The sequence below is a fragment of the Streptomyces sp. NPDC096136 genome, assembly GCF_044763325.1.
In the GTDB taxonomy this organism is placed as follows: domain Bacteria; phylum Actinomycetota; class Actinomycetes; order Streptomycetales; family Streptomycetaceae; genus Streptomyces.
In genome coordinates this window covers 409,050-434,391 of sequence record NZ_JBIWFZ010000002.1, presented here as the reverse complement: position 1 = coordinate 434,391, position 25,342 = coordinate 409,050, and the positions used below count along the sequence as shown (strand labels likewise).

21 protein-coding genes and 1 pseudogene are annotated in these 25,342 nt (G+C 73.9%); 16 read left to right on the top strand and 6 right to left on the bottom strand.

The genetic code is table 11. From position 1 onward, the window contains the following. Positions 1 to 111: 111 nt before the first annotated feature. Positions 112 to 1,656, top strand: coding sequence for a hypothetical protein (locus ACIRBY_RS05040; RefSeq protein WP_403896259.1), 1,545 nt, complete (start codon positions 112 to 114; stop codon positions 1,654 to 1,656). 10 nt (positions 1,657 to 1,666) lie between these two features. On the opposite strand, the gene ACIRBY_RS05035 is transcribed toward ACIRBY_RS05040, so the two are convergent. Then, positions 1,667 to 2,824 carry a hypothetical protein gene (locus tag ACIRBY_RS05035; RefSeq protein WP_403896256.1) on the bottom strand — a complete coding sequence of 386 codons (1,158 nt, stop codon included), beginning with the start codon at positions 2,822 to 2,824 and terminating at the stop codon, positions 1,667 to 1,669. Further along, positions 2,821 to 3,459 (bottom strand): ankyrin repeat domain-containing protein, encoded by a 639-nt coding sequence (locus tag ACIRBY_RS05030; protein ID WP_403896253.1) that lies wholly within the window; start codon positions 3,457 to 3,459, stop codon positions 2,821 to 2,823. Before ACIRBY_RS05030 ends, ACIRBY_RS05035 begins: the two co-directional genes overlap by 4 nt. A gap of 289 nt (positions 3,460 to 3,748) precedes the next feature. Between ACIRBY_RS05030 and ACIRBY_RS05025 the strand changes: the two genes are divergently transcribed. Beyond that, positions 3,749 to 6,094 (top strand): Orn/Lys/Arg decarboxylase N-terminal domain-containing protein, encoded by a 2,346-nt coding sequence (locus ACIRBY_RS05025; RefSeq protein WP_403896250.1) that lies wholly within the window; start codon positions 3,749 to 3,751, stop codon positions 6,092 to 6,094. Here ACIRBY_RS05025 and ACIRBY_RS05020 read toward each other — a convergent pair. After that, on the bottom strand, positions 6,036 to 6,719 hold the full coding sequence (locus ACIRBY_RS05020; protein WP_403896901.1) for a TetR/AcrR family transcriptional regulator C-terminal domain-containing protein: 684 nt from the start codon (positions 6,717 to 6,719) through the stop codon (positions 6,036 to 6,038). The genes ACIRBY_RS05025 and ACIRBY_RS05020 overlap by 59 nt on opposite strands. Here ACIRBY_RS05020 and ACIRBY_RS05015 point away from each other — a divergent pair. The 3 genes and pseudogenes from ACIRBY_RS05015 to ACIRBY_RS05005 form a co-directional block, all read left to right on the top strand. Further along, positions 6,642 to 7,142, top strand: a pseudogene (locus tag ACIRBY_RS05015) (FAD-dependent monooxygenase); the annotation flags it as partial. The gene ACIRBY_RS05020 and the pseudogene ACIRBY_RS05015 sit on opposite strands and share 78 nt — an antisense overlap. 349 nt (positions 7,143 to 7,491) lie before the next feature. Next, positions 7,492 to 8,604, top strand: coding sequence for a glutamate--cysteine ligase (locus ACIRBY_RS05010; protein WP_403896247.1), 1,113 nt, complete (start codon positions 7,492 to 7,494; stop codon positions 8,602 to 8,604). Between the two features lie 123 nt (positions 8,605 to 8,727). Further along, entirely contained in the window at positions 8,728 to 8,949 is a 222-nt protein-coding gene (locus ACIRBY_RS05005) for a hypothetical protein (protein WP_042811755.1), read from the top strand. Positions 8,950 to 9,001: 52 nt separating this feature from the next. Here the strand turns inward: ACIRBY_RS05005 and ACIRBY_RS05000 are convergent, their stop codons facing one another. Next, a complete protein-coding gene (locus tag ACIRBY_RS05000) occupies positions 9,002 to 9,469 on the bottom strand; it encodes an ATP-binding protein (protein ID WP_403896243.1) in 468 nt (155 codons plus the stop codon). 240 nt (positions 9,470 to 9,709) lie between these two features. Beyond that, complete coding sequence (locus ACIRBY_RS04995; protein WP_403896240.1) at positions 9,710 to 10,630, bottom strand: SigB/SigF/SigG family RNA polymerase sigma factor; 921 nt, start codon at positions 10,628 to 10,630, stop codon at positions 9,710 to 9,712. Between the two features lie 186 nt (positions 10,631 to 10,816). Between ACIRBY_RS04995 and ACIRBY_RS04990 the strand changes: the two genes are divergently transcribed. From ACIRBY_RS04990 to ACIRBY_RS04940, 11 genes are all read left to right on the top strand, one after another. Next, a complete protein-coding gene (locus ACIRBY_RS04990; protein ID WP_403896237.1) occupies positions 10,817 to 11,161 on the top strand; it encodes an STAS domain-containing protein in 345 nt (114 codons plus the stop codon). A gap of 67 nt (positions 11,162 to 11,228) precedes the next feature. Continuing rightward, the gene (locus tag ACIRBY_RS04985) at positions 11,229 to 12,824 is read left to right on the top strand and encodes a HAMP domain-containing protein (protein WP_403896234.1); all 1,596 of its coding nucleotides are present in this window, start codon (positions 11,229 to 11,231) and stop codon (positions 12,822 to 12,824) included. A 204-nt stretch (positions 12,825 to 13,028) separates the two neighbouring features. Then, complete coding sequence (locus tag ACIRBY_RS04980; RefSeq protein WP_403896899.1) at positions 13,029 to 14,768, top strand: ATP-binding protein; 1,740 nt, start codon at positions 13,029 to 13,031, stop codon at positions 14,766 to 14,768. Continuing rightward, positions 14,765 to 17,176 (top strand): SpoIIE family protein phosphatase, encoded by a 2,412-nt coding sequence (locus ACIRBY_RS04975; RefSeq protein ID WP_403896231.1) that lies wholly within the window; start codon positions 14,765 to 14,767, stop codon positions 17,174 to 17,176. The genes ACIRBY_RS04980 and ACIRBY_RS04975 overlap by 4 nt, the downstream gene beginning before the upstream one ends. A gap of 69 nt (positions 17,177 to 17,245) precedes the next feature. After that, positions 17,246 to 17,428, top strand: coding sequence for an antitoxin (locus ACIRBY_RS04970; RefSeq protein ID WP_403896229.1), 183 nt, complete (start codon positions 17,246 to 17,248; stop codon positions 17,426 to 17,428). Positions 17,429 to 17,514: 86 nt separating this feature from the next. Continuing rightward, positions 17,515 to 18,138, top strand: coding sequence for a helix-turn-helix domain-containing protein (locus tag ACIRBY_RS04965; RefSeq protein ID WP_403896226.1), 624 nt, complete (start codon positions 17,515 to 17,517; stop codon positions 18,136 to 18,138). Further along, complete coding sequence (locus ACIRBY_RS04960; protein ID WP_403896223.1) at positions 18,135 to 19,478, top strand: MFS transporter; 1,344 nt, start codon at positions 18,135 to 18,137, stop codon at positions 19,476 to 19,478. Before ACIRBY_RS04965 ends, ACIRBY_RS04960 begins: the two co-directional genes overlap by 4 nt. Positions 19,479 to 19,563: 85 nt before the next feature. Continuing rightward, positions 19,564 to 20,139, top strand: a complete 576-nt coding sequence (locus ACIRBY_RS04955; RefSeq protein WP_403896220.1) for a GNAT family N-acetyltransferase — start codon at positions 19,564 to 19,566, stop codon at positions 20,137 to 20,139. 75 nt (positions 20,140 to 20,214) lie between these two features. After that, on the top strand, positions 20,215 to 21,234 hold the full coding sequence (locus ACIRBY_RS04950; RefSeq protein ID WP_403896217.1) for a polyphosphate kinase 2 family protein: 1,020 nt from the start codon (positions 20,215 to 20,217) through the stop codon (positions 21,232 to 21,234). A gap of 48 nt (positions 21,235 to 21,282) precedes the next feature. Beyond that, complete coding sequence (locus ACIRBY_RS04945) at positions 21,283 to 24,003, top strand: cation-translocating P-type ATPase (RefSeq protein ID WP_403896215.1); 2,721 nt, start codon at positions 21,283 to 21,285, stop codon at positions 24,001 to 24,003. Between the two features lie 134 nt (positions 24,004 to 24,137). Then, the gene (locus ACIRBY_RS04940; RefSeq protein ID WP_403896212.1) at positions 24,138 to 24,710 is read left to right on the top strand and encodes a hypothetical protein; all 573 of its coding nucleotides are present in this window, start codon (positions 24,138 to 24,140) and stop codon (positions 24,708 to 24,710) included. Between the two features lie 113 nt (positions 24,711 to 24,823). On the opposite strand, the gene ACIRBY_RS04935 is transcribed toward ACIRBY_RS04940, so the two are convergent. Beyond that, positions 24,824 to 25,210: a MerR family transcriptional regulator gene (locus ACIRBY_RS04935; RefSeq protein WP_403896896.1), complete on the bottom strand. Its 387-nt coding sequence runs from the start codon at positions 25,208 to 25,210 to the stop codon at positions 24,824 to 24,826. Between the last annotated feature and the right edge of the window lie 132 nt (positions 25,211 to 25,342).

Genomic DNA, 25,342 nt, shown 5'->3' with positions numbered 1-25,342 from the left:
TCCCGCCCGGGCCGGCGTCCGGAAGCAGGACACCCTCTTCCGCGAAGCCCCTGGCACCGCAGCGCCCGGCCCTCCACAATTGAGCCGAACCGGGCCATGGGGGAGGCGCTGATGAGCCGGGCTCTGCGTGTCGGCATGACGCTGGGCGGTGTCGTGGTGGCGGCGGCGTGCGTGCCGCTGTTCGCCCCGTACTACTCCACCGTCCTGGTGTGGGAGCTGCGCAAGCTCTTCGCCTGGCTGGCCCTGCCGCTGCTGGCCGCGGGCTGCGTGCTGCTGGTGTGGTCGGTGCAGCGGCTCGTGCGCAGGCGGCGCGGCAAGGCCTCCGGCGGGAGCGATGTCGCGGGGACGCTCGGCTGTGCGGGCGTCCTCGTCGGCCTCGTCCTCGCGGTCGGGTGGATGATCTACGGCGCGTACCTCCAGGACCGCGCCTACATGCAGGCCACCCAGGTCGTGACGGACCCCGTGCCCGGGCTGGCGCCCCGCGCCCCGTACCTCGTCGGCAAGGCGCAGGCCGCCCCGCACCTGGGCGATGTCACCGGTGAGATCGCCGACATCACCTATCTGCCCGACTCCGACCGCTTCGCCACCCTCGTCGAGCGGAGCGGCTGGCTGTCGGGGTACGAGGTCGGCCTCGAACAGGACGTCCCGCTCGGCGGCACCAGCCGCTCGCAGCAGCGCTGTTCGTTCGACGTGGACGTCGCGGACGCGCGCATCAGCGGCTGGTTCGACCACAACCTGGGCCGGAAGATCTCCGAGCAGAAGCGCTGGGTCCGCTTCGAGGCCGGGGACGCCTACGTGACCTGCTCGGGCGACACGCCCATCGTGGTCGTCCCCCTCAAGCGCCAGACCGGGTTCCTCGTCGTCACCGAACGGCCCGCCGGCGTCGCGCTCTACAACGGCCGGACGGGCAAGGTCACCATCACCGCCGACACGGAAGCAGTCCCGGGCCCCTCCTACCCCGTCAGCCTCGCCGCCCGGCAGCGGGAGGCGGTCACCGCCGTCGGGAGCTTCACCGACTGGTGGTTCGAACGCAGTGGCTGGGACGCCTCGGAAGACGGCGCGAACGCGGGCAACGACTCCGAGTTCACCCTGCGCTACAGCGACGCGAGCGGACGCAGCGCCTACGTCACCCCCCTCACCCCACAGGGCGAGGCCAGCTCCGTCGTCGCCGTCGCGACGGTCCCGGCGCACCACCAGGGCAGCGGGCTGGCGCCCCTGACCGTCCACCGGCTCGACCCGACCTGGTCCTCGCCGAAGGCGATCGTCGCCCTGATCAAGGCCGAGTACCGGGACGTCTGCTGCTACAACGACGACCAGGTGTTCGAGGTGGTCCCCACCGGAGGCACCACCTGGACCGCGACGATCGGCAGCGAACAGGACATCCGCTACCGGGTGGAGGGGCGGGGCCAGGTCGCAGGCCGCGAGGCGACCTGCCTGAAGGCCGCGGACGGCGCGCTCATCAAGTGCGCGTACGCGGCACCCGGCTCGCCGGAGGAGCAGGAGCTCAAACGGCGCGACGAGCAGAAACAGAAGGACAAACCCCGGACCGATCCACCGGACCTCGGCGACCTCACCGGCTACACCCCCGAGCAGTTGGCCGAACTGAACCGCCGCATCACCGAAGAGGTCAACCGCCGTCTCAAGGGCGGCGGCTGACCGGCCCCGCTCAGAGGACGGCGATCCCGAGGGGACGGGTGCCGGCGGGGAGGCGCCGGCTGGTGCCGTCGGCGAGGTCGACGACCGTCAGCCCGTTCCAGTGGCCCTCGCGCGTGTAGCCGCCGGTGACGTACGCGGTCCGGCCGTCGCGGGACACCGCCACGTCCTCGTGCGGGCCGTCCAGCGGGTACACCCGCTCCTCGCCGCCGGGCGCGCGGACGGTCAGCGACGGCCCCCGGCCCTCCTGCACGGCGCCCGTGCCGACGACGAGCAGCCGGCCGTCGGGGGTGAGGGCGGCCCCGTGCTGGTGGGTGTCGGCCGTCATCGGCTCCACCGAGACCGCTCCGCTGCGCGGATCCACCACGGCGAGGCGCTCCCCCTCGAAGGGCAGCAGCAGCCGGCCGTCCCCCGGGCGGACGACGGCGTAGTGCGGCTTGAGCCAGGAGGCGAGGCCGCCCCCGGTGCCGTACGGGGCGACCTCGATCCGGCGCGGAGCGAGCGTGCCGGCGTCTACCACCGTGACGTCGAAGGAGTCGTGGCCGGTCACGTACACTTCGCCGCCGTCGAGGGCGACGTCCACGTCGAAGGGGCGGCGGCCCGCGGGCACGGTGGCGGTGACCTTCCGGGCGGCGGTGTCGATCACCTCCAGCACGCCCCGGCGGCCGGGCACGTTGACGCCGACGTAGGCGCGCGAGCCGTCCGGTGAGAGCGCGAGGCCCATGCCGCCTCCCCGGTACTCGCCGGTCCCGGCGGGGCCCGTGCCGCTGGTGTACGGGATCCGGGCCACGCCGACCCGGGTCCGGGTGTCGACCACCGCCACGCCCTCGGCGGTCGCCACCCAGGCGAGGCCGTCCGCGCCGACGGCCAGGCCGTACGGCGCCGTGCCGACGGCGACGGAGCCCACCGGGCCGCGCCGGGGATCGACGAAGGTCACGGTGTCGGCGCCGAAGTCGGCCACGAGCAGGGTCCCTTCGGGGGTGGGCAGGCCGCCGGGCAGCGGCGTCCCGCTCGGCGCGGGCGATGCCGCGGTCCGGTCCGGGGCGCTGCCGGCGCCGGCCGCCGTGCAGCCGCCGCCCAGCAGGGCGACGACGGCCGGCACGACCACCAGCAGCGCCCGCGCCCGCCGGCCCGTCCCGGCACGGGTCCGGGGCGCGGCCCGCCGGCTCACCCGGCGCTCCGGCCGTCGCGGCCGTCGTGGCCGGAGCGGTCCTGCGCCGCGCTCAGGAGCCGGGCCAGGCCGTCGAAGCCGCGCCGCACGGCGTGTTCGTACGCCGTCACCCCCTGGGAATCGGCCAGCCACGGGTCGGCTCCGGCGGCGAGCAGCAGCCGGACGACCTCCTCGTGGCGCCGGCCGCCGTCGCCGAGGATGACCGCCTCCAGCAGGGCGGTCCAGCCCAGCCGGTTGACGTGGTCGACGTCGATGTCCGTCTCCGCCAGTACGGCCCGGACGTAGGCGACGTGCCCGCGCTCGGCGGCCGGGATGACGCTGGTCCCGCCGAACCGGTTGCGCTGCGTCAGATCGGGCCCGGCCGGGAGCAGGGCCCGCATCATGCGGACGCTGCCGGTCACCCCGGTGACCAGCCAGGGGCTGTCCTCGCGCGAGTCGGGGGCATCGGGGTCGGCGCCGGCGGCGATGAGGACCTCGGCGGCGGCGACGTGGTCGCCGAGCACCGCGAGCAGCAGCGGTGTGCGGAGTTCCCCGTCACGGGTCTCCGGAGCGGCGCCGGCGGCGAGCGCGGCGCGCACCGCGTCCGCGTCCCCGGCCTTGGCGGCATCGAGCAGCAGTCGGTCGTGCGGGTTCATGCCCCCATCGTGCTCCGGCCCGCCGCGGCCGGAGGTCCCCCCGCGGTCTGCGCCTCCCGAGACACCCGGCTGACCCGCCCGTCATCCGATCGGCTGATCCGCCCGGACCGGCTCCGGCCGGATCGTCCCCGACGGCCCGGCCGGAGCCCGGTCAAGGGCCGCTGCCGCCGCGCCCACCGGCGGGTGAACCGCCTCCGGAGATCGCTTCCGGGTGCGGCGGGGAGGCCAGGATGGCTCCGTCAAGCCCCGGCCGGCCGGGGCGCCCCGTGACGGAAGGCGGACGGAACCCATGGCGAACGGCACGGTGCTGCTGGCGCTGCGCGAGGACCCCCTCGGCGGCGGGGTGAGCGCCGAACAACTGCGCCGGATCGGCAAGGAACTCCAGGCCCGGGGGCTGGAGTTGCGCCGGGCGGCCGATGCGCGGGACGCCCGGGCGATGCTCCAGACGGAGGCGCGCATCGCCGCGGCCGTGGTGGCCTGGGACCTGCCGCGCCCCTCGGCGGCCGCCCCGGCCGGGGGCGCGCCCGACGTTCCCACCGGCGGGGCCGAGGTCCTGGACCGGATCCGGCACCGCTTCAAGGACCTGCCGGTCTTCCTCCTGATGACCGACAGCTCCGACCACGACCTGGAGCACCTGCCACTGTGGGTGTCGGAGACCGTCGTCGGCTACATCTGGCCGCTGGAGGACACGCCCGCCTTCATCGCCGGCCGGGTCGCGGCCGCCGCCCACACGTACACGAAGGAGCTCCTGCCGCCGTTCTTCCGCGCCCTGCGCCGCTTCGAGGACGCCCACGAGTACTCCTGGCACACCCCGGCCCACTCCGGCGGGGTGGCGTTCCTGAAGTCCCCGGCGGGGCGGGCCTTCTTCGACTACTACGGCGAGCGGCTGTTCCGTACGGACTTGTCCATCTCCGTGGGCGAGCTCGGCTCCCTCTACGAGCACTCCGGGCCGATCGGCGAGGCCGAGCGCAACGCCGCCCGCGTCTTCGGCGCCGAGCGCACCTACTTCGTGCTGCACGGGGACTCCACCTGCAACCGGATGGTGGGCCACTACAGCGTCACCTCCGACGAGATCGCCCTGGTCGACCGCAACTGCCACAAGTCCGTCCTGCACGGCCTGGTCGTCTCCGGCGCCCGCCCTGTCTACCTGGTGCCCACCCGCAACGGCTACGGACTGGCCGGACCCCTGCCGCCCAGCGCCACCGCCCCCGCCGCGGTCGCCGCCCGCATCGCCGCGAACCCCCTCGCCGCGGGAGCCGTCTCGCCGGACGCCCAGTACGCGGTCGTCACCAACTCCACCTACGACGGCCTGTGCTATGACACCCCCGTCGCCGCCCGCGCACTGGCGGCCAGCACGCCCCGCCTGCACTTCGACGAGGCGTGGTTCGCCTACGCCCGCTTCCACCCCCTCTACCGGGGCCGCTACGGCATGGCCGTGGGCCCGGACACCTTCGAGGGCCCCGACCGGCCCACGGTGTTCGCCACCCACTCCACGCACAAGCTGCTCGCCGCGCTCTCCCAGTGCGCCATGGTCCACGTGCGGCCCGCGCCCCGGGCACCCGTCCAGCACGAGCGCTTCAACGAGACGTTCATGATGCACGGCACCACCTCCGCCTTCTACCCCGCCATCGCCTCCCTCGACGTGGCGACGGCCATGATGGACGGGCCGCAGGGACGGTGGCTGATCGACGAGGCCGTCACCGAGGCGATCCGCTTCCGGCAGGCCGTCGTCCGCACCGGCCGCCGCATCGCGGAAGCGGGGGACCGCCCCGACTGGTTCTTCGGCGTCTGGCAGCCCGAGACGGTCACCGACCCCGCCACCGGTACGCGCGTCGCCTTCGCCGACGCGCCCGCCGGCCTGCTGGCCTCCGACCCCGCCTGCTGGCAGCTCGAACCCGGCGCCGCCTGGCATGGATTCCCCGGCCTGACCGACGGCTACTGCCTCCTCGACCCCGTCAAGGTCACCCTCACCTGCCCCGGCGTCACCGCCACCGGGGAGACCCGGCCGTGGGGCATCCCCGCCCGGGTCCTCACCGAATACCTCGCCACCCGCGGCATCGTGGTCGAGAAGACCGACAGCTACACCACCCTCATCCTGTTCTCGATGGGCATCACCAAGGGCAAGTGGGGCACGCTCATGGACGCCCTGATGGACTTCAAGGCCCACTACGACGCCGACGCCCCGCTGGACCGGGTCCTGCCCGACCTCACCGCACGCCACCCCGGCCGCTACCGGGACACGACCCTGCGCCAGCTGTGCGCCCGGATGCACGAGCACCTCACCCGCGGCGCCTTCATCCACGCGCTCGACGAGGCCTTCCAGGAGCTCCCCGAGCCCGTCCACCCGCCCCGGCACTGCTACCAGCAGCTCATCCGGGGCGGCACCGAGCGGCTGCGCCTGGCCGACGCCGCCCACCGGACCGCGGCCGCCATAGTGACCGTCACCCCGCCCGGCATCCCCGTCCTGATGCCCGGCGAGTCCCTCGGCGGCCCGGACGGCCCCCTGCTGCGCTACCTGGGCGCCCTGGAGGCCTTCGACCGGGCCTTCCCCGGCTTCGGCAGCGAGGCGCACGGCGTCACCGTGGACCCGGAGACGGGCGACTACCTGATCGAGTGCCTCCGCACTCCGCGGTAGCCGGCCCGCCTTCGACGAGGGGGGTGAGGCCGTCGAGGAGCGTTCCGAGGCCGAGCTCGAAGAGCGCGTCGAGACGCAGGTCGTAGCCGTCCTCGAAGGCGCCGACCACCTTGGCGGAGGTCGGGAAGCGGCCGGACTCCATCAGCTCCCGCAGGACGGGGGTCCGGCTGTCCATCCACTCGTCCTCCGTCTGTCCCGTGGCGGCCCGGGCGTGCGCCTCCATCTCCAGGTGCACGGCCAGGCCCTGGACGTGGCTGTAGAGCAGGACGTGGATGTCGAAGAGGGTGGTGGGGTCGAGGCCGTGGGCGTCGAGGGCGCCCAGCATCCACTCGCCGTGCACCAGCAAGTTGGGCACGAGCAGCGGGCGGGTGAGGCCGCCGGTCTGGGCCAGCCACGGTTGCCTGCGGTACAGGCCCCACGGGGTGCGGGCGCCCAGCTCGACTCCGGCGCGCCAGCCCTCGGGGGCGTCCGCGCCGCAGGAGGCCTCGCCGGACGCGGCGTCGGCGATCTCGATGGCGGTGCGGACGATCCGCTCCAGGCTCAGCTCCTGCTCGGGGCGGGCGGCGGGCGCAGGGGGCCTGCGGGCCGGGAGGGCGGGGGCGGCGGGCGCGGTCCCGGCGACCACCGGTTCGTCTCCGGCGGCGGCATCGCCGGCCCCGTCCTCGCCCACTGGCTGCGCCGCCGCGGCTTCGCGCCGACCGTGGTCGAACGCGCACCCGGGCCGCGCCCCGGCGGCCAGGCCGTGGACATCGGCGGCGTGGCGCTCGACGTGGTGGAGCGGATGGGCCTGCTGGAGGAGGTCCGGAGCGTACGGACCCGGATGCGCGGCATGTTGGTCTTTGGTCCCGACGGCCGCGAGGTGGACCGCACCACCGAGGCGACCTTCAGCAGCGGCCGGCTGGACAGCGAGGACGTCGAGCTGCTGCGCGAGGACCTGGTGCTGCTGGTGCACGAGCGCACCCGCACGGAGATCGAGTACCTGTTCGGCGACGCCGTCACCCGGCTCGACCAGGGCGACACCGGCGTCCGGGTCGGCTTCGAGCACGGGCCGACCCGCACCTTCGACCTCGTCGTCGGCGCCGACGGCCTCCACTCCGCGGTGCGGCGCCTGGCCTTCGGCCCGGAGGAGCATGTCCGTCCCCCTCGGCCGCGAGCTCACGGACGGCGACGGGCTGCGCCGGCTCGTCGCGGACCGGCTCGCGTCGATGCGCTGGGAGGGGCGCCGTCTGGCGCGGGCCGCCCGGACCGCCCCCCTGGCGGGCGAAGGCGGGCCACGGCCGCCGGGGCGAGCCCCGAAGCGGGCGCCCACGGGGTACAACCGTTCCTGCGGGGCACACGGGTCACACGGGGCACACGGGACGCACCGGGTGCGCACGACGCGGACGGAGGGAACGGGCATGCGCAGCGTGGGTGTGGAGGAGGAACTGCTGCTGGTCGACGCCGGGACGGGGGAGCCGCTCGCCCTGTCGGCCGCCGTGATGTCGGCCGCCTCCCGCGAGGGGAACGGGGAGAACGGCACGCAGGAGGGGGCGCTGGAGACGGAGCTCAAGTGCGAGCAGGTGGAGTTCGCCACCCGTCCCGTCCTGCGGATGGGCGAACTGGCCGAGGAGATCGTCCGCTGGCGCGCCCAGGCCGCACGCCACGCCGCCGACGCGGGAGGGGCCGTCGCCGCGCTGGCCACGTCCCCGCTGCCGGTGCGGCCGTCCACGACGGCGGGCGAACGCTACCGCTGGGTGAGCCGGCAGTTCGGTCTCACCGCCCAGGAGCAGCTGACCTGCGGCTGCCACGTCCACGTGTGCGTCGAGTCGGACGACGAGGGCGCGGCTGTGCTCGACCGCATCCGCCCCTGGCTGCCCGTCCTGACCGCCGTCAGCGCCAATTCACCCTTCTGGCAGGGTCAGGACAGCGCGTACGCCAGCTACCGCAGCCGCGTGTGGAACCGCCTGCCCTCGGCCGGCCCCACCGAGGTCTTCGGTAGCGCGGAGGGCTACCACGGGCGGGTCCGCGACATGCTCGCCACCGGCGTCCTGCGCGACGACGGCATGATCTACTTCGATGCCCGCCTCTCCGCCGCCTATCCCACGGTCGAGATCCGCGTCGCCGACGTCTGCCTCGAACCCGACACGCCCGTCCTGATCGCCGCCCTGGCCCGCGCCCTGGTGGACACCGCCGCCCGCGCATGGCGCGCCGGGCTGCCGCCGGCCCGCATCGGCGTCGGCCTGCTGCGGCTCGGCTCCTGGCAGGCGGCCAAGTCGGGCCTGGACGGCCCGCTGCTCGACCCGCGCACCATGAGCCCCGCCCCTCCCGGTGCGGTCCTCGACGTACTGCTGGACCACGTCCGGGACGCGCTCGACGAGAACGGCGACCTCGAACGCGTACGCCAGGGGGTGGCGCGCCTGCTCGACCGCGGCAACGGGGCCCGGATCCAGCGCCGGCTCCTGAGCGCGACCGGCGATCTGCGGGCCGTGGTGGCCGAGTGCGCCCGCCTCACCACGCCGCCCGCCGCGTAGCCGGCCCCGGACGGCGTTCGAACCGGAGTATTCCGGGTAGAAGCACCGGTCCGGCACCCACCCCGGGCGCGGCCCCTGACGGCCGGGGCGGGCCCCCGGGACTCCGACGAGGCGGTGACACCGATGTCCCAGTGCAAGATCCCCGACTACCGCACCGGCCACCGCGGCCGGCACTGGACCCATGCCCTGCGCAGCGCCCAGAAGGCCGGAGCGGTCGTCGTCACGGACGAGACCGGCGAGGCGGTCCGCTACAGCGGCGAGCGCAGCGGACCCGGCCGCTTCCGCCCCTGGCTGACCGACAAGGGCGAGCGCTACGACAGCCACGACGTCCACCCCGAGTGGTGACGGGGGAGTCTCCGGCCGCGCGGGCCGGCGCCCCGCGCGGGCCGGGCGCGGCTCAGCGAGCGGCGGCCGGGTCCCCGGCGAGCCGGGACCCGTCGATCTCCGCCCACACCACCTTGCCCTGCTGAAGGGTCTCGCAGCCCCAGCGGTCGGACAGCCGGTCGATGATGTGGAGCCCGTGGCCGCCCGGGATCCCGCGCCGGGGCGAGGGGTCGCGGCGCGGCAGGGCCGCCGAGCCGTCGAACACCTCGATCCGCAGGGTTTCACCGCGGGTGAGGGCGAGGTGCAGGCAGCCGCCCGCGTGCAGGGCGGCGTTGGTCACCAGCTCGGAGACGACGAGCAGCGCGTCCTCCCCGCTCTCGGTGCCGTCCCACTCCCAGTCCCGCAGTGCCCGCCGCGCGAAGTCGCGGCCCTTCGCGACCTGGCCGCGGACACCGTCCAGCGCCAGGTGGCGGCGCTGGCGCGCCGCCGTGCGCGGCTGCGGCTGCGGCGGATGGGCGGTCGGCGATCCACTGCTCGTCACTGTGCTCTCACCCTCACCGTTGCATGGCTCCCTTCTCGTGGCGGCCCCGCGGGCCCCCGGCTGGTTCCGTCGCTGTGCGGACCGTACGCACCTGTCCCCGGCCGGGGCAGGGACACCCGGCGGGCCGCGTTCGAGGGGCACTTCGAGTGCCGGACAGTGTACGGGGACCGCGGTTCCCGGGCGTCGTTCGCGGGCGGTCCCGGGGGACGGGGAGGCGCGGGACGCGGGTCCGCCGCCCCCCTACCGGGCGAGCATGCCCGCGCGCAGCCGGCCCAGGACGCGGGAGAGCCGGCGTGAGACCTGCATCTGCGAGATGCCGAGCACGGCGCCGATCTCCGACTGGGTCTTCTCCTGGCCGAACCGCATGCGCAGGATGAGCCGGTCCCGGGGATCCAGCTCCCGCAGCAGGGGGGCCAGGGTGTGGAAGTCCTCGAACAGCTCCATGGCGGGGTCCGGGTCCCCGAGCCTCTCGGCCAGGGGGCGCGCGGGCCGGCCCGCCCCCCGGGCCCCGTCCTCCTCGAAGGCGAGGTCCAGGGAGCCGCTGGTGTACCCGTTCGCGGCGATCAGACCGTCCATCACCTGCTCCTCCGGCAGCCCGAGGTGCCCGGCGAGCTCCCTGACCGTGGGGGCCCGGTTCAGTGCTTCGGTGAGCGCCTCCTGGGCCCTGGCCAGCTCGGTGCGCAGCTCCTGGAGGCGCCGCGGTACGTGGACGGCCCAGGTGGTGTCGCGGAAGTGCCGTTTGATCTCACCGGTGATGTACGGGAGCGCGAGCGTGGAGAACTCCACCTCGCGGGCGGGATCGTAGCGGTCGATGGCCTTGATCAGACCGATGGTGCCGACCTGGACGATGTCGTCCATGTCGATCCCGCCCCCGGCCGCCCGGGACCGGAAGCGGCGGGCGGCGTACTGCACGAGGGAGAGGTTCATCTCGATCAGGGTGTTGCGGACGTACTGGTGCTCCCGCGTCCCCTCCTCCAGGGAGCGCAGCCGGGCGAGGAACAGCCGCGACAACTCCCGGGCGTCCGCGGGGGAGAGCTCCCGCGCCTGCTCCACCCGTGGGAGCGCTCCCGCCGACGGGGTTCCCTCCGTGGCCGGGGCACAGGCCGGAGCCCGGCGGTCCGTCGGACGAACGGGGTTCACTACTGCGGCCGAACGGGACATGGTGGCCGTTCCCTCCCTGTGGTCGATGGCTGCCGCGGCCGCTCCTGCCCCGGGTTCCGCGTCGTACACCTGCCGTTTTCGCGCCCCGTCCGGCCGGCGGTGCGACTGGCCCGGGGCGCGGCCCCGGCGCGACGACCGTGCATACTCCCTTCCGGAACACGTACGGTGACGTCCGGGGAGGCGGAGATGGCCGGAGCACAGGACGCGCGGGGCGGCGGCGTGGTGGGGGACGGCCATCGGGCCGGAGCCGGCTGGGTCGTCGTGGCGCGCGGAGAGCTGGACCAGGACACCCTGGCGCCGCTGGAGGAGGCCCTGACCGCCGCCGCGGACCGGCACCCGCTGGTGGTCCTGGACGTGGGCGCCGTCACCTTCGGCGACTCCTCCTTCCTGAACCTGCTCCTTCGGGTGCACCGCACGACCGTCCTGCGGATCGCCGCCCCGGGCCGCCAGTTGAGCCGTCTGTTCGCCCTGACCGGCGCGGACACGGTCCTCGCGCAGTACCCCGGCGTCCGGGAGGCGCTGGCCGGCTGACGGCCGCCGGGTCCGCCGACGGGGGTTAGCCTTCCCTCCGTCAGGGACGGCGAGAGTGAGGTTGGCGATGGCTGAGCGGACCGGCGCGGCTGCGGCGGGCGGAGCCCCGGTGGACGGGGGCGGGGACGGCATCACCGAGTCGGAGCTGCGCCTGCTGCTGGCGGGGCTGACGGCCGTGCGCGACGGGGATTTCCGTACGCGGCTGCCCGAGGCGGCGGACGGGCTCCTCGGGGAGATCGCCACGGTCTTCAACGGGATGGCCAACCAGCTGTCGCTGTTCACGTCCGAGGTGACGCGGGTGGCCCGCGAGGTCGGCACGGAGGGGACCCTGGGCGGCCAGGCGGACGTCCCCGGGGTCGGCGGGGCCTGGCTGGACCTCACGGATTCGGTCAACTTCATGGCCGGAAACCTCACCGACCAGGTCCGCAACATCGCCCAGGTCGCCACGGCCGTCGCCAAGGGCGACCTCTCCCAGAAGATCACCGTCACCGCGCGCGGGGAGATCCTGGAGCTGAAGACCACGATCAACACCATGGTCGACCAGCTCTCGGCGTTCGCCGACGAGGTGACGCGGGTGGCCCGCGAGGTCGGCACCGAGGGGAACCTGGGAGGCCAGGCCACCGTCCGCGGGGTGTCCGGGACCTGGAAGGACCTCACCGACAACGTCAACGTCATGGCGTCCAACCTGACGGGCCAGGTCCGCTCCATCGCCCAGGTCGCCACCGCCGTGGCCCGCGGCGACCTCTCGCAGAAGATCGACGTGGACGCGCGCGGGGAGATCCTGGAGCTGAAGACCACGATCAACACCATGGTCGACCAGCTCTCCTCCTTCGCCGCCGAGGTCACCCGCGTGGCCCGCGAGGTCGGCAGCGAGGGCCGCCTCGGCGGCCAGGCCGAGGTCGAGGGCGTGTCCGGCACCTGGAAGCGGCTCACCGAGAACGTCAACGAGCTCGCCGGAAACCTCACCCGCCAGGTGCGCGCCATCGCCGCCGTCACCAGCGCCGTCGCCGAGGGCGACCTCACCCGCTCCATCACCGTGGAGGCCCCGGGCGAGGTGGGCGACCTCAAGGACAACATCAACTCCATGGTCGGCTCCCTGCGCGAGACCACGCGGGCCAACCAGGAACAGGACTGGCTGAAGTCCAACCTGGCCCGGATCTCCGGCCTGATGCAGGGCCACCGCGACCTCGCGGTCGTCGCCGAACTCGTCATGGACGAGCTGACCCCGCTGGTCGCCGCCCAGTACGGCGCCTTCTACCTGGCGGAGGACACCCCGCGGGGCACGATGCTCAGCCTCGTCGGCTCCTACGGCCGCCCCGCCCGCGACGGGGTCGGCGAACGCTTCGCCCTCGGCGACTCCCTCGTGGGGCAGGCCGCCCGCAGCCGCCGCACCATCGCCAGCGACCAGGTGCCCGCCGACTACGTCATCTCCTCCGGACTCGGCCGCACCACGCCCGGCAGCCTGATGATCCTGCCGATCGTCGTCGACGACCAGGTCCTCGGGGTGATCGAACTCGCCTCGTTCTCGGCCTTCACCCCCGTACACCGCGACTTCCTCGGCCAGTTGATGGAGACCGTCGGCGTCAACGTCAACACCATCGTCGCCAACGCGCGCACCGACGAACTCCTCGGCGAGTCCCAGCGCCTCACCGCCGAACTTTAGGCCCGGTCCGCCGAACTCCAGGACCAGCAGTCGGAGTTGCAGCGCTCCAACGCCGAACTGGAGGAGAAGGCTGCCCTGCTGGCCAGCCAGAACCGCGACATCGAGGCCAAGAACCTGCAGATCGAACAGGCCCGGCAGGAACTGGAGGACCGCGCACAGCAGTTGTCGCTGGCCTCCACGTACAAGTCGGAGTTCCTCGCGAACATGAGCCACGAGCTGCGCACGCCGCTCAACAGCCTGCTCATCCTCGCCCAGCTCCTGGCCCAGAACCCCACCCGCAACCTCACCGCGAAGCAGGTCGAGTACGCGGGCATCATCCACTCGGCCGGCTCGGACCTCCTCCAGCTGATCAACGACATCCTCGACCTCTCCAAGGTCGAGGCGGGCAAGATGGACATCCACCCCGAACGGGTCGACCTGCACCAGCTGCTGGACTACGTCGAGGCCACCTTCCGGCCCATGACCACCCAGAAGAGCCTCGACTTCACCGTCACCACCGCCCCCGACGCCCCCGCCGACCTCCTCACCGACGACTCCAGGCTCCGCCAGATCCTGCGCAACCTGCTCTCGAACGCCGTCAAGTTCACCGAGCGCGGCGGGGTCGAGCTGCGCATCGAGCGGGCCTCCGACGCCGAGGTCCCCGCCGGGCTGCTCCACCGCGGCGGCACGATGGCCTTCCGCGTCCGCGACACCGGCATCGGCATCCCCGAGCAGCAGCTGGAATCCGTGTTCGGCGCCTTCCAGCAGGCCGACGGCACCACCAGCCGCAAGTACGGAGGCACCGGCCTCGGCCTCTCCATCACCCGTGAGATCGCCCAGCTGCTGGGCGGGGCCGTGACCGCCGAGAGCACCCCCGGCCAGGGCAGCACCTTCACCCTCCACCTCCCCGTCAATCACGCGGACTTCGAGGAACGTCCCGGACCCCTTCCCGTGGCGGCCCGCGCCGCCGGGTACGAACTCCCCGAGCCGCGCCGGGGGAGCGGACCCGGCGCGACCGCCGGCGCACGGCCGCGGCAGGCCCGCCGCCTCCTCGTGATCGAGGAACGCCCGAACGGCCTGCTCTCCCTCGTCGCCGAGAGCGCCGAGCGCGACCTCGTACCGCGCCGGGCCGGAGTCGGGTCCGGAGTCGGAGTCGGGTCCGGGTCCGGGTCCGGGGAGGAGACGGGCGTCCAGGTGGTGGGCGCCACCAGCTCGCGCGAGGCCGCCGCGGTCCTGGCGTCCGGGCCCTTCCACTGCGTCGTCCTCGAACTCGACATGGCCGACGGCGAGGCCATGAGGTTCCTCGACGCGCTGGACGGGGACCCGGCGTTCGGCTCGCTGCCGGTCCTGGCCCACGACAACCCCCGCCTCGACACCGGCCGCGAACGGGCCCTGCGCGAGCGCGCCGCGTCCCGCCGCGTGGAGCTGCTGAGCAGCCTGGACGAGCTGCGCGAACGCATCGTGCTGCACCTGTCCGCCGACCGGCCCGGGGAGGCGGCCGCGCCCGTGGACGGGCGGGCGCAGGCCGAGCGGGCCCCCCGGACCTCCGACGGGGACCTCACCGGGCGCACCGTCCTCGTCGTCGACGACGACGCGCGCAACCTGTTCGCCCTCAGCGGCATCCTCGAACTGCACGGCATGCGCGTGCTCCACGCCGAGGACGGCCGCAAGGGCATCGAGACCCTCACGCGCAACCCCGGCATCGACCTCATCCTGATGGACGTGATGATGCCCGAACTCGACGGCTACGCCGCGACGGAGGAGATCCGCAGGATGCCCGCCCACGCCGGGCTGCCCATCATCGCGGTCACGGCCAAGGCGATGCCCGGCGACCGGGAGAAGAGCCTCGCCGCCGGGGCGAGCGACTACGTCACCAAGCCCGTGGACGCCGGCGACCTCATGGACCGGGTCCGCCACTGGCTGACCGCCCCCGGCGGCCTCCACGAGGGGCCGGCCGCCCGGTGACCCCCTCCGACACCTCCCGCCCCGGCGACCGGGCGGACGGTGCGGTGGCCTTCGACCGGCCGCCGCCCGCCGTCCCCCGGCAGGCGCCCACCCCCCTGGGCCGGCTCGTCGCCACGGTCGAGCGCCTGCGCCGGGAGGTCCGGGAGGCGCACGCGGCCGCCGACGGCCGGGCCCTGGTCGAACTGGCCAAGGGCATCCTCATGGGGCGGCTGGACTGCACACCCGCCGCCGCGGCCCGCCAGCTCGACGAACTCTGCCGCGAGGCCGGGCTCTCCCCCCTCGAACTCGCCGCCGACATCGTCAACGAGGCGGCCCGCGACCAGGTCAGCGAGATCGCGGCCGAGTTCGTCGAACGCACCGCGACGGCCCGGCCGGCCCCGCAGGCCGCCACCGTGGCCGTACGCCTGCGCACCGCCGAGAGCGGGGCCCTCGCCGCCGCCGACACCCAGGCCGTGGCCGAGTCCCTGCTGGCCAACGCCCTGACACCGCTCGGGGCGGTCGCCGTGGCCGTCTGGGCCGCCGCCCCCGACGGCTCGCTGGCCCTCGCCGGCCACGCCGGCTTCCCCGCCGAGGAGGCCTCGCGCTGGCGCCACGTCCCCCCGGGCGTCGCCACCGTCCCCCGCCTCGCCCTGCGCGAGCGCGCCGCCGTGACCCTCTGCGACCCGGAACGCGAGGGCCTGCCCTCCGTCGGGCACCTGCAATGGCCGCGCGGCGGCCGGATGGCCGTACCGGCGGGGACGGGCGGCCGGGTGCACGGCGTGCTCGAAGTGGTCTGGCCGCACCCCCTGGCGCCACTGCCGCCGCAGATCCACCGCCAGGTCGAGGCGCTGGCCGAGCTGTGCGCCCACACGCTGGACACGGCGCCCCCGCCCGCCGCCGCACCGGAGGGGCTCCTGCCCGACGTCTCGGAGCTGATCGACCTCGCCGAGGGGCTGCACGACCCCACCGTCATCCTGACCCCCGTACTCGGTCCGGACGGCCGGCTGGCCGACTTCCGCATCCGCCACGTCAACAGCCGCTTCGCCGACCCCGTGGGCCGCCCCCGCGCCGACGTCAACGGCGCACTGCTGCTGGAGGCCTACCCCACGGCCGCGGGCGACAGCGGCCTCTTCGACATCGTCGAGCGGGTGCACGCCACCGGCGAGCCGTACCGCGCCGAACGCGTGAGCCTGACCTCCCTCGTCGACCAGATCCCGCTGACCTCGGTCGCGGACATCAGCGTCAGCCGGCACGGCGCCGCCGTCCTGCTGATCTGGCGGATCGAGGACGAGACCGCCCGGCTCGCCAACCTCCTCCAGCACGCCCAGCGCCTGGGCCGCATCGGCGGGTTCGAGGAGAACCTCGCCACCGGCGGGATCACCTGGAACTCCGAGCTCTACGCCCTCCACGGGCTGCCGGGCACCGCGCCCCCGGTGCCGCTGCGGGACCTGCCCGCCCATGCCCACCCGGACGACGCCGCCGCCCTCGGCCGCTTCCTGCGCGCCGTACTGCGCTACCGGCGCCCCGCCTCCGTCAACCTGCGCCTGCGGCGCTCCGACGGGATCCTGCGCCACATCCGGGTCGTCGCCGAGCCCGTCCTCGACTCCGCCCAGCGGCTGCACGGCGTCCGCGGCGCCTGCCAGGACATCTCCGCGCAGCACTGGACCGAGGTGGCCCTCGCCGCCACCCGCGACCAACTCGCCCTCACCGAGGCCGAATCGGCCGAACGCAACCGCCTCGCCCTCCAGCTCCAGCACGCCATCATGCCCCCGGAGCACCATGTCGAGGCGCCGGGACTGCGCGTGGCGGTCCGCTACCGGCCCGCGGAGACGGAGTCCCTGGTCGGCGGAGACTGGTACGACACCCTGGTCCTGCCCTCCGGCCTGATCATGCTCTCCGTCGGCGACGTCGCCGGCCACGGCATCGAGGCGGCCACCGGCATGGTCGTCCTGCGCAACGCCCTGCGCGGCCTCGCGGTCACCGGTGCGGGTCCCGGCCAGCTGATGTCCTGGCTCAACACGGTCACCCACCACCTGACCAAGCAGGTCACGGCCACGGCCGTCTGCGGCCTCTACGACCCGCGTACCCGCGTCATGCGCTGGGCGCGCGCCGGCCACCTGCCGCCCGTGCTCGTCCGCAAGGACGGGGCCGGGGCCCTCCCCCTGATCGACGGCCTGCTCCTCGGCGCACTGCCCGACGTCACCTACGCCGAGCAGGAGGTCGGGCTCGAACCGGGGGACACGCTGCTGATGTTCACGGACGGCCTGGTCGAACGCCGGGACGCCTCCGTACAGGACTCCCTGGCCCATCTGCTGGACACGGTGGCCTCCGGGGCCGACGACCTGGACGGCCGGCTGGACGGGCTGCTCACGGAGAGCTGGTCCGACACCGACGACGACACCTGCGTCATCGGAGTCCGGGTCGACTGACGGGCGCGGATGCGGTCCGCCGGAAGGAGGAGGAGGCTGGGAGGGCAAGAGCCGCCTAAGGAGGACACGATGTCGATCGTCGACAAGCTCAAGGGACTGCTGGGCCAGCACCCCGACAAGGCCAAGGACGCCGTGGAACCCGGCGGGGACATGATCGACGAGCGGACGGGGAGCAAGTACTCCGACAAGGTCGACATGGGGCAGGAGAAGGCGAACGAGTACATCGACCGGAACAAGCCGCAGCAGCCCTGACCCGCAGTCAGGGGCGTCGAACAATTCCCAAAGAAATTCTGCAAAAATACTTTTGGAAAACTGTCGCAAGGGCCTAACCTGCCGTCATGGTCAGTGACGAACAGCGACGCGTCCTCGATCCCGAGCGCGACGCGGCAGCCCTGAAGGCCCTCACCCATCCCCTGCGCATCAGGCTGCTCGGGCTGCTCCGACAGGACGGCCCGGCCACAGCGAGCGAGCTCGCGGTCAGGACGGGCGAGTCGTCCGCGTCCACCAGCTACCACCTGCGCGTCCTGGCGAAGTACGCGTTCGTCGCCGAGGCCGAGCACCGTGACGGGCGCGAGAGGCGCTGGCGTGCGGTGCACGCGGCGACGTCCTGGAGCGGTGCGGCGATGGGGGCCTCACCGGCCAGTCGCGCCTACGTCGGCATGTCGCGCAGGGCCCAGATCGAGCACCTGGAGGCCTCCCTCGTCCGGCACGAGGCCGACGTCGACGCCGGACGGCTGGGGCAGGAGTGGGTGGGGCCGTCCGGGATCAGCGACCTGCTGCCCCGTCTGACGCCCGAATCACTGACCGAGCTCTGGGAAGCGCTCCACCGGAAGCTGGACGAACTGACGACCCGTGACGCCGCGGATCCCCGCGCCGCACAGGTCGTGCTCCTCACCGCCGGACTGCCCCTGGCGCCGCACGAGTCCGGCGCGCGGCAGGACGACGGAGAGGGCGGGTCATGACCGCTCCGACTATGGACCCCGCCGCCGCCCGCCGTCGCTACGCCAGGGTCTGCGTGCTCTTCTGGCTGCCCCTGGGACTGACCGTCGCCCCCGCCGTCCTGCTGTTCACCGAACGCGGCCTGACCCTGCCGGCCATCGCCGGTCTGATCGCCGTGCACTCCCTCACCGCCGCAGCCCTGGAACTGCCCACCGGGGGACTGTCGGACGTGCTGGGTCGCCGCCCCGTTCTGGCCGCCGCCGGCCTGCTGAACCTGGCCGCCCTGACCCTCCAGGCACTGGGCGCCACTCCCTTGCTGCTAGGCCTGGGCGCGGCGCTGATGGGCACGGCCCGCGCGCTGTCCAGCGGGCCGGCCGAGGCCTGGTACGTGGACACCGTCCAGGCGCACTCCGGCCCCGGCGCGGACCTGCGCACCGGGCTGGCTCGCGGCGCCTCCGCCACGTCCGCCGCGCTCGCCGCCGGCACCGCGCTCGGCGGCGCCCTGCCCTGGCTGCTCGGACGCGGCCCCGATCTCGGCGAAGCCAGCTCGGGGCTGGTCCTGCCCCTCTCCGTACCGCTCCTGCTGGGCGCGGGCGTCGAGGCCGCCTTCGTGCTGTACGTCCTGACCGCGCTGCCCGAACCACCCCGCCCGAAGGCCGCCCTGCGCCATGTGCTCCGCGACGTTCCGGCCACCGTCACCGCCGGGCTGCGCCTGGGCGGCCGCGACGTACTGGTGCGCCGGGTGTTCCTCAGCGCGGGGGCGGCCGGCAGCGCCGTGGCCGCGGTCGAACTGCTCACCCCGGGCCGCGCGGCCGCCCTCACGGGCGCCTCGGAGTCGGGGGCGGTGCTCTTCGCCGCACTCGCCTGCGCCGGATTCGTCTGCGCGGCCCTCGGCAGCCACCTCGCACCGCTGACCGCCCGGTTCGCGGGCGGCGGCGAGCGCGCCGTCACGGTGGGCCTCGGCGCCGGCGCGTGCGGACTGCTCCTCCTGGGCGCCACCTCGGCGTCCACCGGAGCGGGGCCGGTGGTTCTCGCGGCCCTCGGCTACGGCCTGGTCCACCTCGGACTCGGCTCGGCCGGACCGAGCCAGAACGACGTCCTGCACCGCCGGGTGTCCGCCGGGGGCCGGACCACCGCCCTGTCCGTGCAGTCCCTCGCCCTGCAACTGGCGGGCGCCCTGGCCGGGTTGCTCGTCGGAGCCCTCCCCCCGGGCCCGCTGCCCTGGCTGCTGGGCGCCGCGGTCCTCCTGGCGGGAGCACTCCCATGGGCCCGCCGCGCCCCGCAGACGCCACCACGACCACACCCCGTGCCGCCTCCCACGACCCCGGTCGCCGCCACCGACCCGGCGGAGGCTGGACGGTGACGGAGCTCCCGGGACCGCTCAGGGCGCCCTCCACCGACCCGTAAACCGGTGTCCGGGCCGCTGCCGCCGACCCTGGAGTGCGTCCGTGGAGACCACTTACGCACGCGTCGAGCCGACGCACCCGACCCACGCGCAGCACCTGGTCGACTTCCTCTCCGGCGACACCTGGCCGTTCCACGTCGCGGACGTCGTTTGCCGGGCCCAGGCCCGCCAGTGGGTGGAGGACGGCCGCTACGGCGGTCCGGACAACCGTGCCTTCTGGATCACACGGGCCGGCGAGCGGGCCGGACTCGTCCGGCTGACGGACCTGCGCGACGACACACCGCTGTTCGACCTGCGGATCCGCTCGCAGCACCGGGGGCGGGGCCTGGGCGGACAGGCCCTGGCCTGGCTCACGAGGAACGTGTTCACCGAGTTCCCCGGCGTCCGCCGGATCGAGGGCAACACCGCGATGCGCCGCGCCCTCCGGCGCAGCGGCTACGTGAAGGAGGCCCACTACCGCGACGCCTGGCCGGCGGCGGACGGCCGGGCACGCGACGCGGTCGGCTACGCCGTCCTTCGACGGCACTGGCTCTCGGGCACCACCACGGTGCCCGACTGGGACGACGAGCCCGGTGCCGCGGGCCCGGGACGGGAGCGGCGAACCCCTGCCGGGGGGTGATCCCGGCCCGGCGGGCCTCCGGAGGGCGATCTTGGCGGGTCACGCCCAGAATGGCCACGAAAGGGGTGACGGGCCATGTCGGACGGGAGAGCCGAGCGCATCGCGGAGTTCGTCGAGCCGCTGCGGGTGGAGCCCGGGTCCAGGGTGGACCTGGAGCGGGACTTCGACCCCCGCTACAAGGGCGGCCTGAGGAAGAGCGAAGGCGTCGAGCTGCTGCGGACCGGGGTGTCGCTGCTCGCCGAGTACCAGGATCGGCTGGCCGCCCAGGACACGTACGGCGTCGTGCTCTGCCTCCAGGCCCTCGACGCCGGCGGCAAGGACGGGACGATCCGCCACGTCATGAGCGGGGTCAACCCCCAGGGCGTCCGCGTCAGCAGCTTCAAGGTGCCGTCCACGGAGGAGCTCGACCACGACTACCTGTGGCGCTACGCCCAGAGGCTGCCCGCGCGCGGCGAGATCGCGATCTTCAACCGTTCGCACTACGAGGAGGTCCTCGTCGTGCGGGTCCACCCGGAGGTCCTCCTGCGGCAGCACCTTCCGGAGCAGGAGCCCGGACGGGGCGTCGGGCACGGCATCTGGGACCGCCGCTACCGGGAGATCAACCGCTGGGAGCGCTACCTCACGGACAACGGGTTCAAGGTGGTGAAGGTCTTCCTGAACCTGTCCAAGGAGGAGCAGCGCACCCGCTTCCTGAAGCGGATCGACCTGCCGGAGAAGAACTGGAAGTTCTCCGCCGCCGACGTCCGCGAGCGGCGCCGGTGGGACGACTACCAGAAGGCGTTCTCCGAGATGCTCTCCGCCACCAGCACGCGGTGGGCGCCGTGGTACGTCGTACCGGCCGACCGGAAGTGGTTCGCGCGGATCTGCGCGGCGGCGGTCCTCGCCCACACCCTGATGGACATCGACCCCCAGTACCCCGAGGTGTCGCCGGAGGTGCGCAAGGACCTCCTCGTCACGAAGCGCGGCCTGGAACGGGAGGCCCCCGCCGGGGCCCCGTCCGATCCGTACGCGGCCCGGCACCCGGCGTCGGACGGGACCGGGGGGCACGGCGGGAGGAAGCGCAGGAAGCGCAAGAGGCGGAGGAAGCACGGCTAGGGCGTCCGGCCCGGATGCGTCCGCGGCCCCGGATCGGAAGGCACAACCATGACGGTGCGGTCGGACTCCGTGGCGGAACCGCCCCGGGCTGCCGGTGACGGCTGGTACACGCGCTCGCCCGAGGAGGTCGCGGCGGCGTTCGGCGTCGATCCCGCCGTCGGCCTGTCCGCGGCCCGGGCCGCCGAACTCCTGGCCGCGAACGGCCCGAACGCGCTGCCCGAGGAGGCGCGCACCCCGGCCTGGCGCCGGTTCCTGGCCCAGTACCGCAGCTACATGCAGATCGTCCTCGTGGCCGCCGCGATCGTCTCGCTGCTCATCCGGGAGTGGACCACCGCGATCCTGCTGATCGTGCTGACCCTGCTGAACGCCGTCGTGGGCCTGCGCCAGGAGGGCAAGGCCGAGAGCGCCATGAACGCGCTGAAGTCGATGATGAAGGCGACGGCGCGGGTCCGCAGGGACGGTACGGAGGCCGAGGTCCCCGCCGAACAGCTCGTCGACGGCGACGTCGTGCTCATCTCCGCCGGGGACCAGGTGCCGGCCGACGGACGCCTGGTCGAGGCCAGCGCCCTGCAGATCGACGAGTCGGCGCTCACCGGCGAGAGCGTCCCCGCCGCGAAGGAGACGGGCGCGCTGGAGGGCAGCCGGCCGGCGCCGGGCGACCGGACCAACACGGCGTTCATGAACACCCCGGTGACGCACGGCAGCGGCCTCATGGTCGTCACCGCGACCGGTGCCGACACCGAACTCGGCAAGATCTCCGGCATGCTGTCGGCCACCGAGAAGGAAGTGCCGCCGCTCACCAAGGAGCTCGACCGGCTGACCCTGTGGATCACCGCGGCGGCGGGCCTCACCATGGTCGTGATGTTCGCCCTGGGCCGCCAGCGGGACCAGGCCTGGGACGTCCTGTTCGTCAGCGCGGTCTCGCTGGCGATCGCGGCCATCCCCGAGGCCCTGCCGACCGTCACCCAGGCCATCCTGTCGGTCGGGAGCCTGAACCTGGCCAAGCGCAACGCCATCGTCAAGGAACTCCCGTCGGTGGAGACGCTGGCGTTCACGTCGGCGATCAACTCGGACAAGACCGGCACCCTGACGATGAACGAGATGACGGCCGTCGAGGTGCTGAGCCCCACCGACCGGTACACCGTCTCGGGCACGGGCTACGGACTGGAGGGGAAGGTCCGCCACGCCGCCGGGTCCGCCGCGGGGATCGAGGACGCGATCCTGCCCTACGTCGTGGCCAGCGACGCCAGACTGGTCGGCGGGGAGGTGGTGGGCGACCCCACCGAGGGCGCGCTGCTGGTCCTCGCCCACAAGGCCGGCCTGGACACCGACGCCACCCGGGAGGCCCTTCCCCGGCTCGCCACCCTCCCCTTCGACCCCGAGTACAAGCTGATGGCCACCTTCCACGCGGCGACCGACGCCTCGGGGCGGCAGGTCGTGCGCTGCTTCGTCAAAGGAGCGGGCCCGGCCGTGATGGCACGGGCGACCACCGCCCTGGCGGCGGGCGAGACGATCCCGTGGGACGGCGAGCTCCAGCGCCGAGCGGAGGCGGCGAGCGAGCGGATGGGCGGCGAGGGGCGCCGGGTGATGGCCGCGGCCAGCCGCGACCTGGACCCGGACGGCTTCGATCCGGACGGCGACCTGCTCGGCTACGTCACCGGTCTGCGGATGGCCAGCCTCGTCGGCATGGTCGACCCGCCGCGCGAGGAGGCGAAGGCCGCGGTGGCCGACGCGCAGGCGGCGCACATCCGCGTCCGCCTGGTGACCGGTGACGACGTCACCACCGGGGCGGCGATCGCCCGGCAGATCGGCATCCCCGGTGAAGCCGTCCTCGGCGCCGACTTCGCGGCCATGAGCGAGGAGGAGCAGCTCGCCCGCATCGAGGGGATCGGAGTGGTGGGGCGGGTCGCCCCCGAGCACAAGGTGCTGCTGGCGAACACCCTCAAGAAGAAGGGCGAGGTCGTCGCGATGACCGGGGACGGCGTCAACGACGCGCCCGCCATCAAGGCGGCGGACATCGGCATCGCCATGGGCAGCGGCACGGACGTGGCGAAGAACGCCGGACGCATGATCCTCTCGGACGACAACTTCGCCACCATCGTCTACGCCGTCGAGCAGGGCCGGACGATCTACGACAACCTGACCAAGTACATCCGGTTCGTGCTGCTCCTGCTGGTCACGTTCGTCCTGACCTTCCTGGGCGCCACTGTCTTCAACATCGCCGCCGGTGAGCCCTTCACCCCGCCGCAGGTCCTGTGGATCCACTTCGTCGTCAACGCCTCGTTCGGCTTCGCGCTCGGCTTCGACCGGGAGAGCGCCGGACTCATGCGGCGCAGGCCCCGCCCGCGCGGGGAATCGGTCCTCACCCGCCCCGTCTTCGTCACCGTCGGGCTGGGCGGGCTGGCGCTCACCATCCTGCTGCTCGCGCTGATCAAGCTCGGCGAGAGCCACTGGGGCAGCACCGGAGTCGGTCAGTCGATCGCGTTCACGGCCTTCTCGCTGTGCCTGATCGTGGCCGCCTTCGAATGCCGCAGCGAGACGGAGTCCGTGCTGACGACCTCGACGTTCGACAGCAAGCAGATGAACTGGGTGGCCCTGGCCCAGTTCGTGCTCGCCGTGATGGTCACCCAGCTGGACGGCTTCCGGCGCCTGCTGGGGACGACCGACATCGACGCGCGGCAGTTCGGCTGGGCACTGCTGGCCGCCGTCGTGCTCCTGCTGGCGTGGGAGCTGGGCAAGCTCGTCGCCCGGCGGTCCAAGGGCGCCTGAGGACGGCGCGTCCGGGCCGCGGCGGCGCGGACGGCGGGCCCGCGCCGGCGGACGGATTGAAGCGATCGTGATCGATTGCTATAGCGTGCCCACGTCAATTCGACGTAAGAGCCTGACCGACGAGGGAATCCCGCATGACCTATCCGCCGCAGCAGGGCCCCGGCCCCTACGGCCAGCCCGGCCCGTACGCACCGCCCCCGCAGGGCTACCCGCCCCAGCCGGGGTACGCGTACCCGCCGCCGCAGGCCCAGCCGCCGTACGGTGGGGCGCCGCAGCAGCAGATGTACCCGAACCAGCCGCCGATGCAGATGCAGCCGCCGCACCCGCAGCAGTGGTCCGCGCCCCCGCCGCCCCCGCCGTCCCGCAGTGGCGGCCCCGGCATCATGAAGGTCCTCAAGGGCATCGGCATCGTGCTCGTCCTCATCGCCTGCGCGGTGGGGTACTTCCTGAGCCAGGACGACGCCGACCACGCCGAGGTCGGCAACTGCCTCAAGAACAACGGGACCACGGCCGCGAGCCTGGACCTCCAGGTGGTGGACTGCGGGTCCGCCGGGGCCACGTACAAGGTGGTCGAGGTGATACCCGGCACGCTGGACACCAACCGCTGCCAGGGCAAGTCCGACATGGGCTACTACGAGCAGAGCCGGGGCTCCCGGCGCAGGTCGGGCAAGCAGTTCGTGCTCTGCCTCAACCAGATCAAGAAGTAACCCGTCCGCCCGGCCCCGGCAGGCCGGCGACGCCGCCCCCGCCGCCCACCGGGCGGCGGGGGCCGCCCGGTGGGCGCACCGGTCCGGCGGGCGCCGCTCCCGCCGCGCACGGTTCAGGACGCGGGGTCCGGCGTCCGCCAGGCGGCCATCTGCTCCCGGAACTTGGGACACCGGACGATGTCCTCCTCGCCGCACCTGAGGGCGTGCGTCAGGAGCTGGTGGGCGTGTTCGAGATCGACCATGCGCTGCTCGATCTCGCCGATCTTGGCACGGATCATCGCCTCCCTGAGCGGCTGCTCCCGCTGGAACTCGGCGATCTCCACCAGGGTCAGCCCGGCCTGCTGGCACGTGCGCAGCACGGTGATCCGCTCCGCGGCCTCCGGCGGGTAGCGCCGCTGCCCGCTCACCCGCTCGGGCGCCGGCAGCAGGCCGTGGCGCTCCCAGTACCGGATGGCCGAAGCGGGCACTCCCGTGATCTCGGAAAGCCGGCCGATCGTCATGCGCACGCTGTGCTCCTCCTGCTCCCCGCCGCTCCCGGCGCTTGACTTGAACCTTAGTTCAAGTTGAAGAGTGGTCCGCAGGTGGACGGCGGCGAACGGGTCGCCGACGACAGCACATGTGGAGGTACCGCC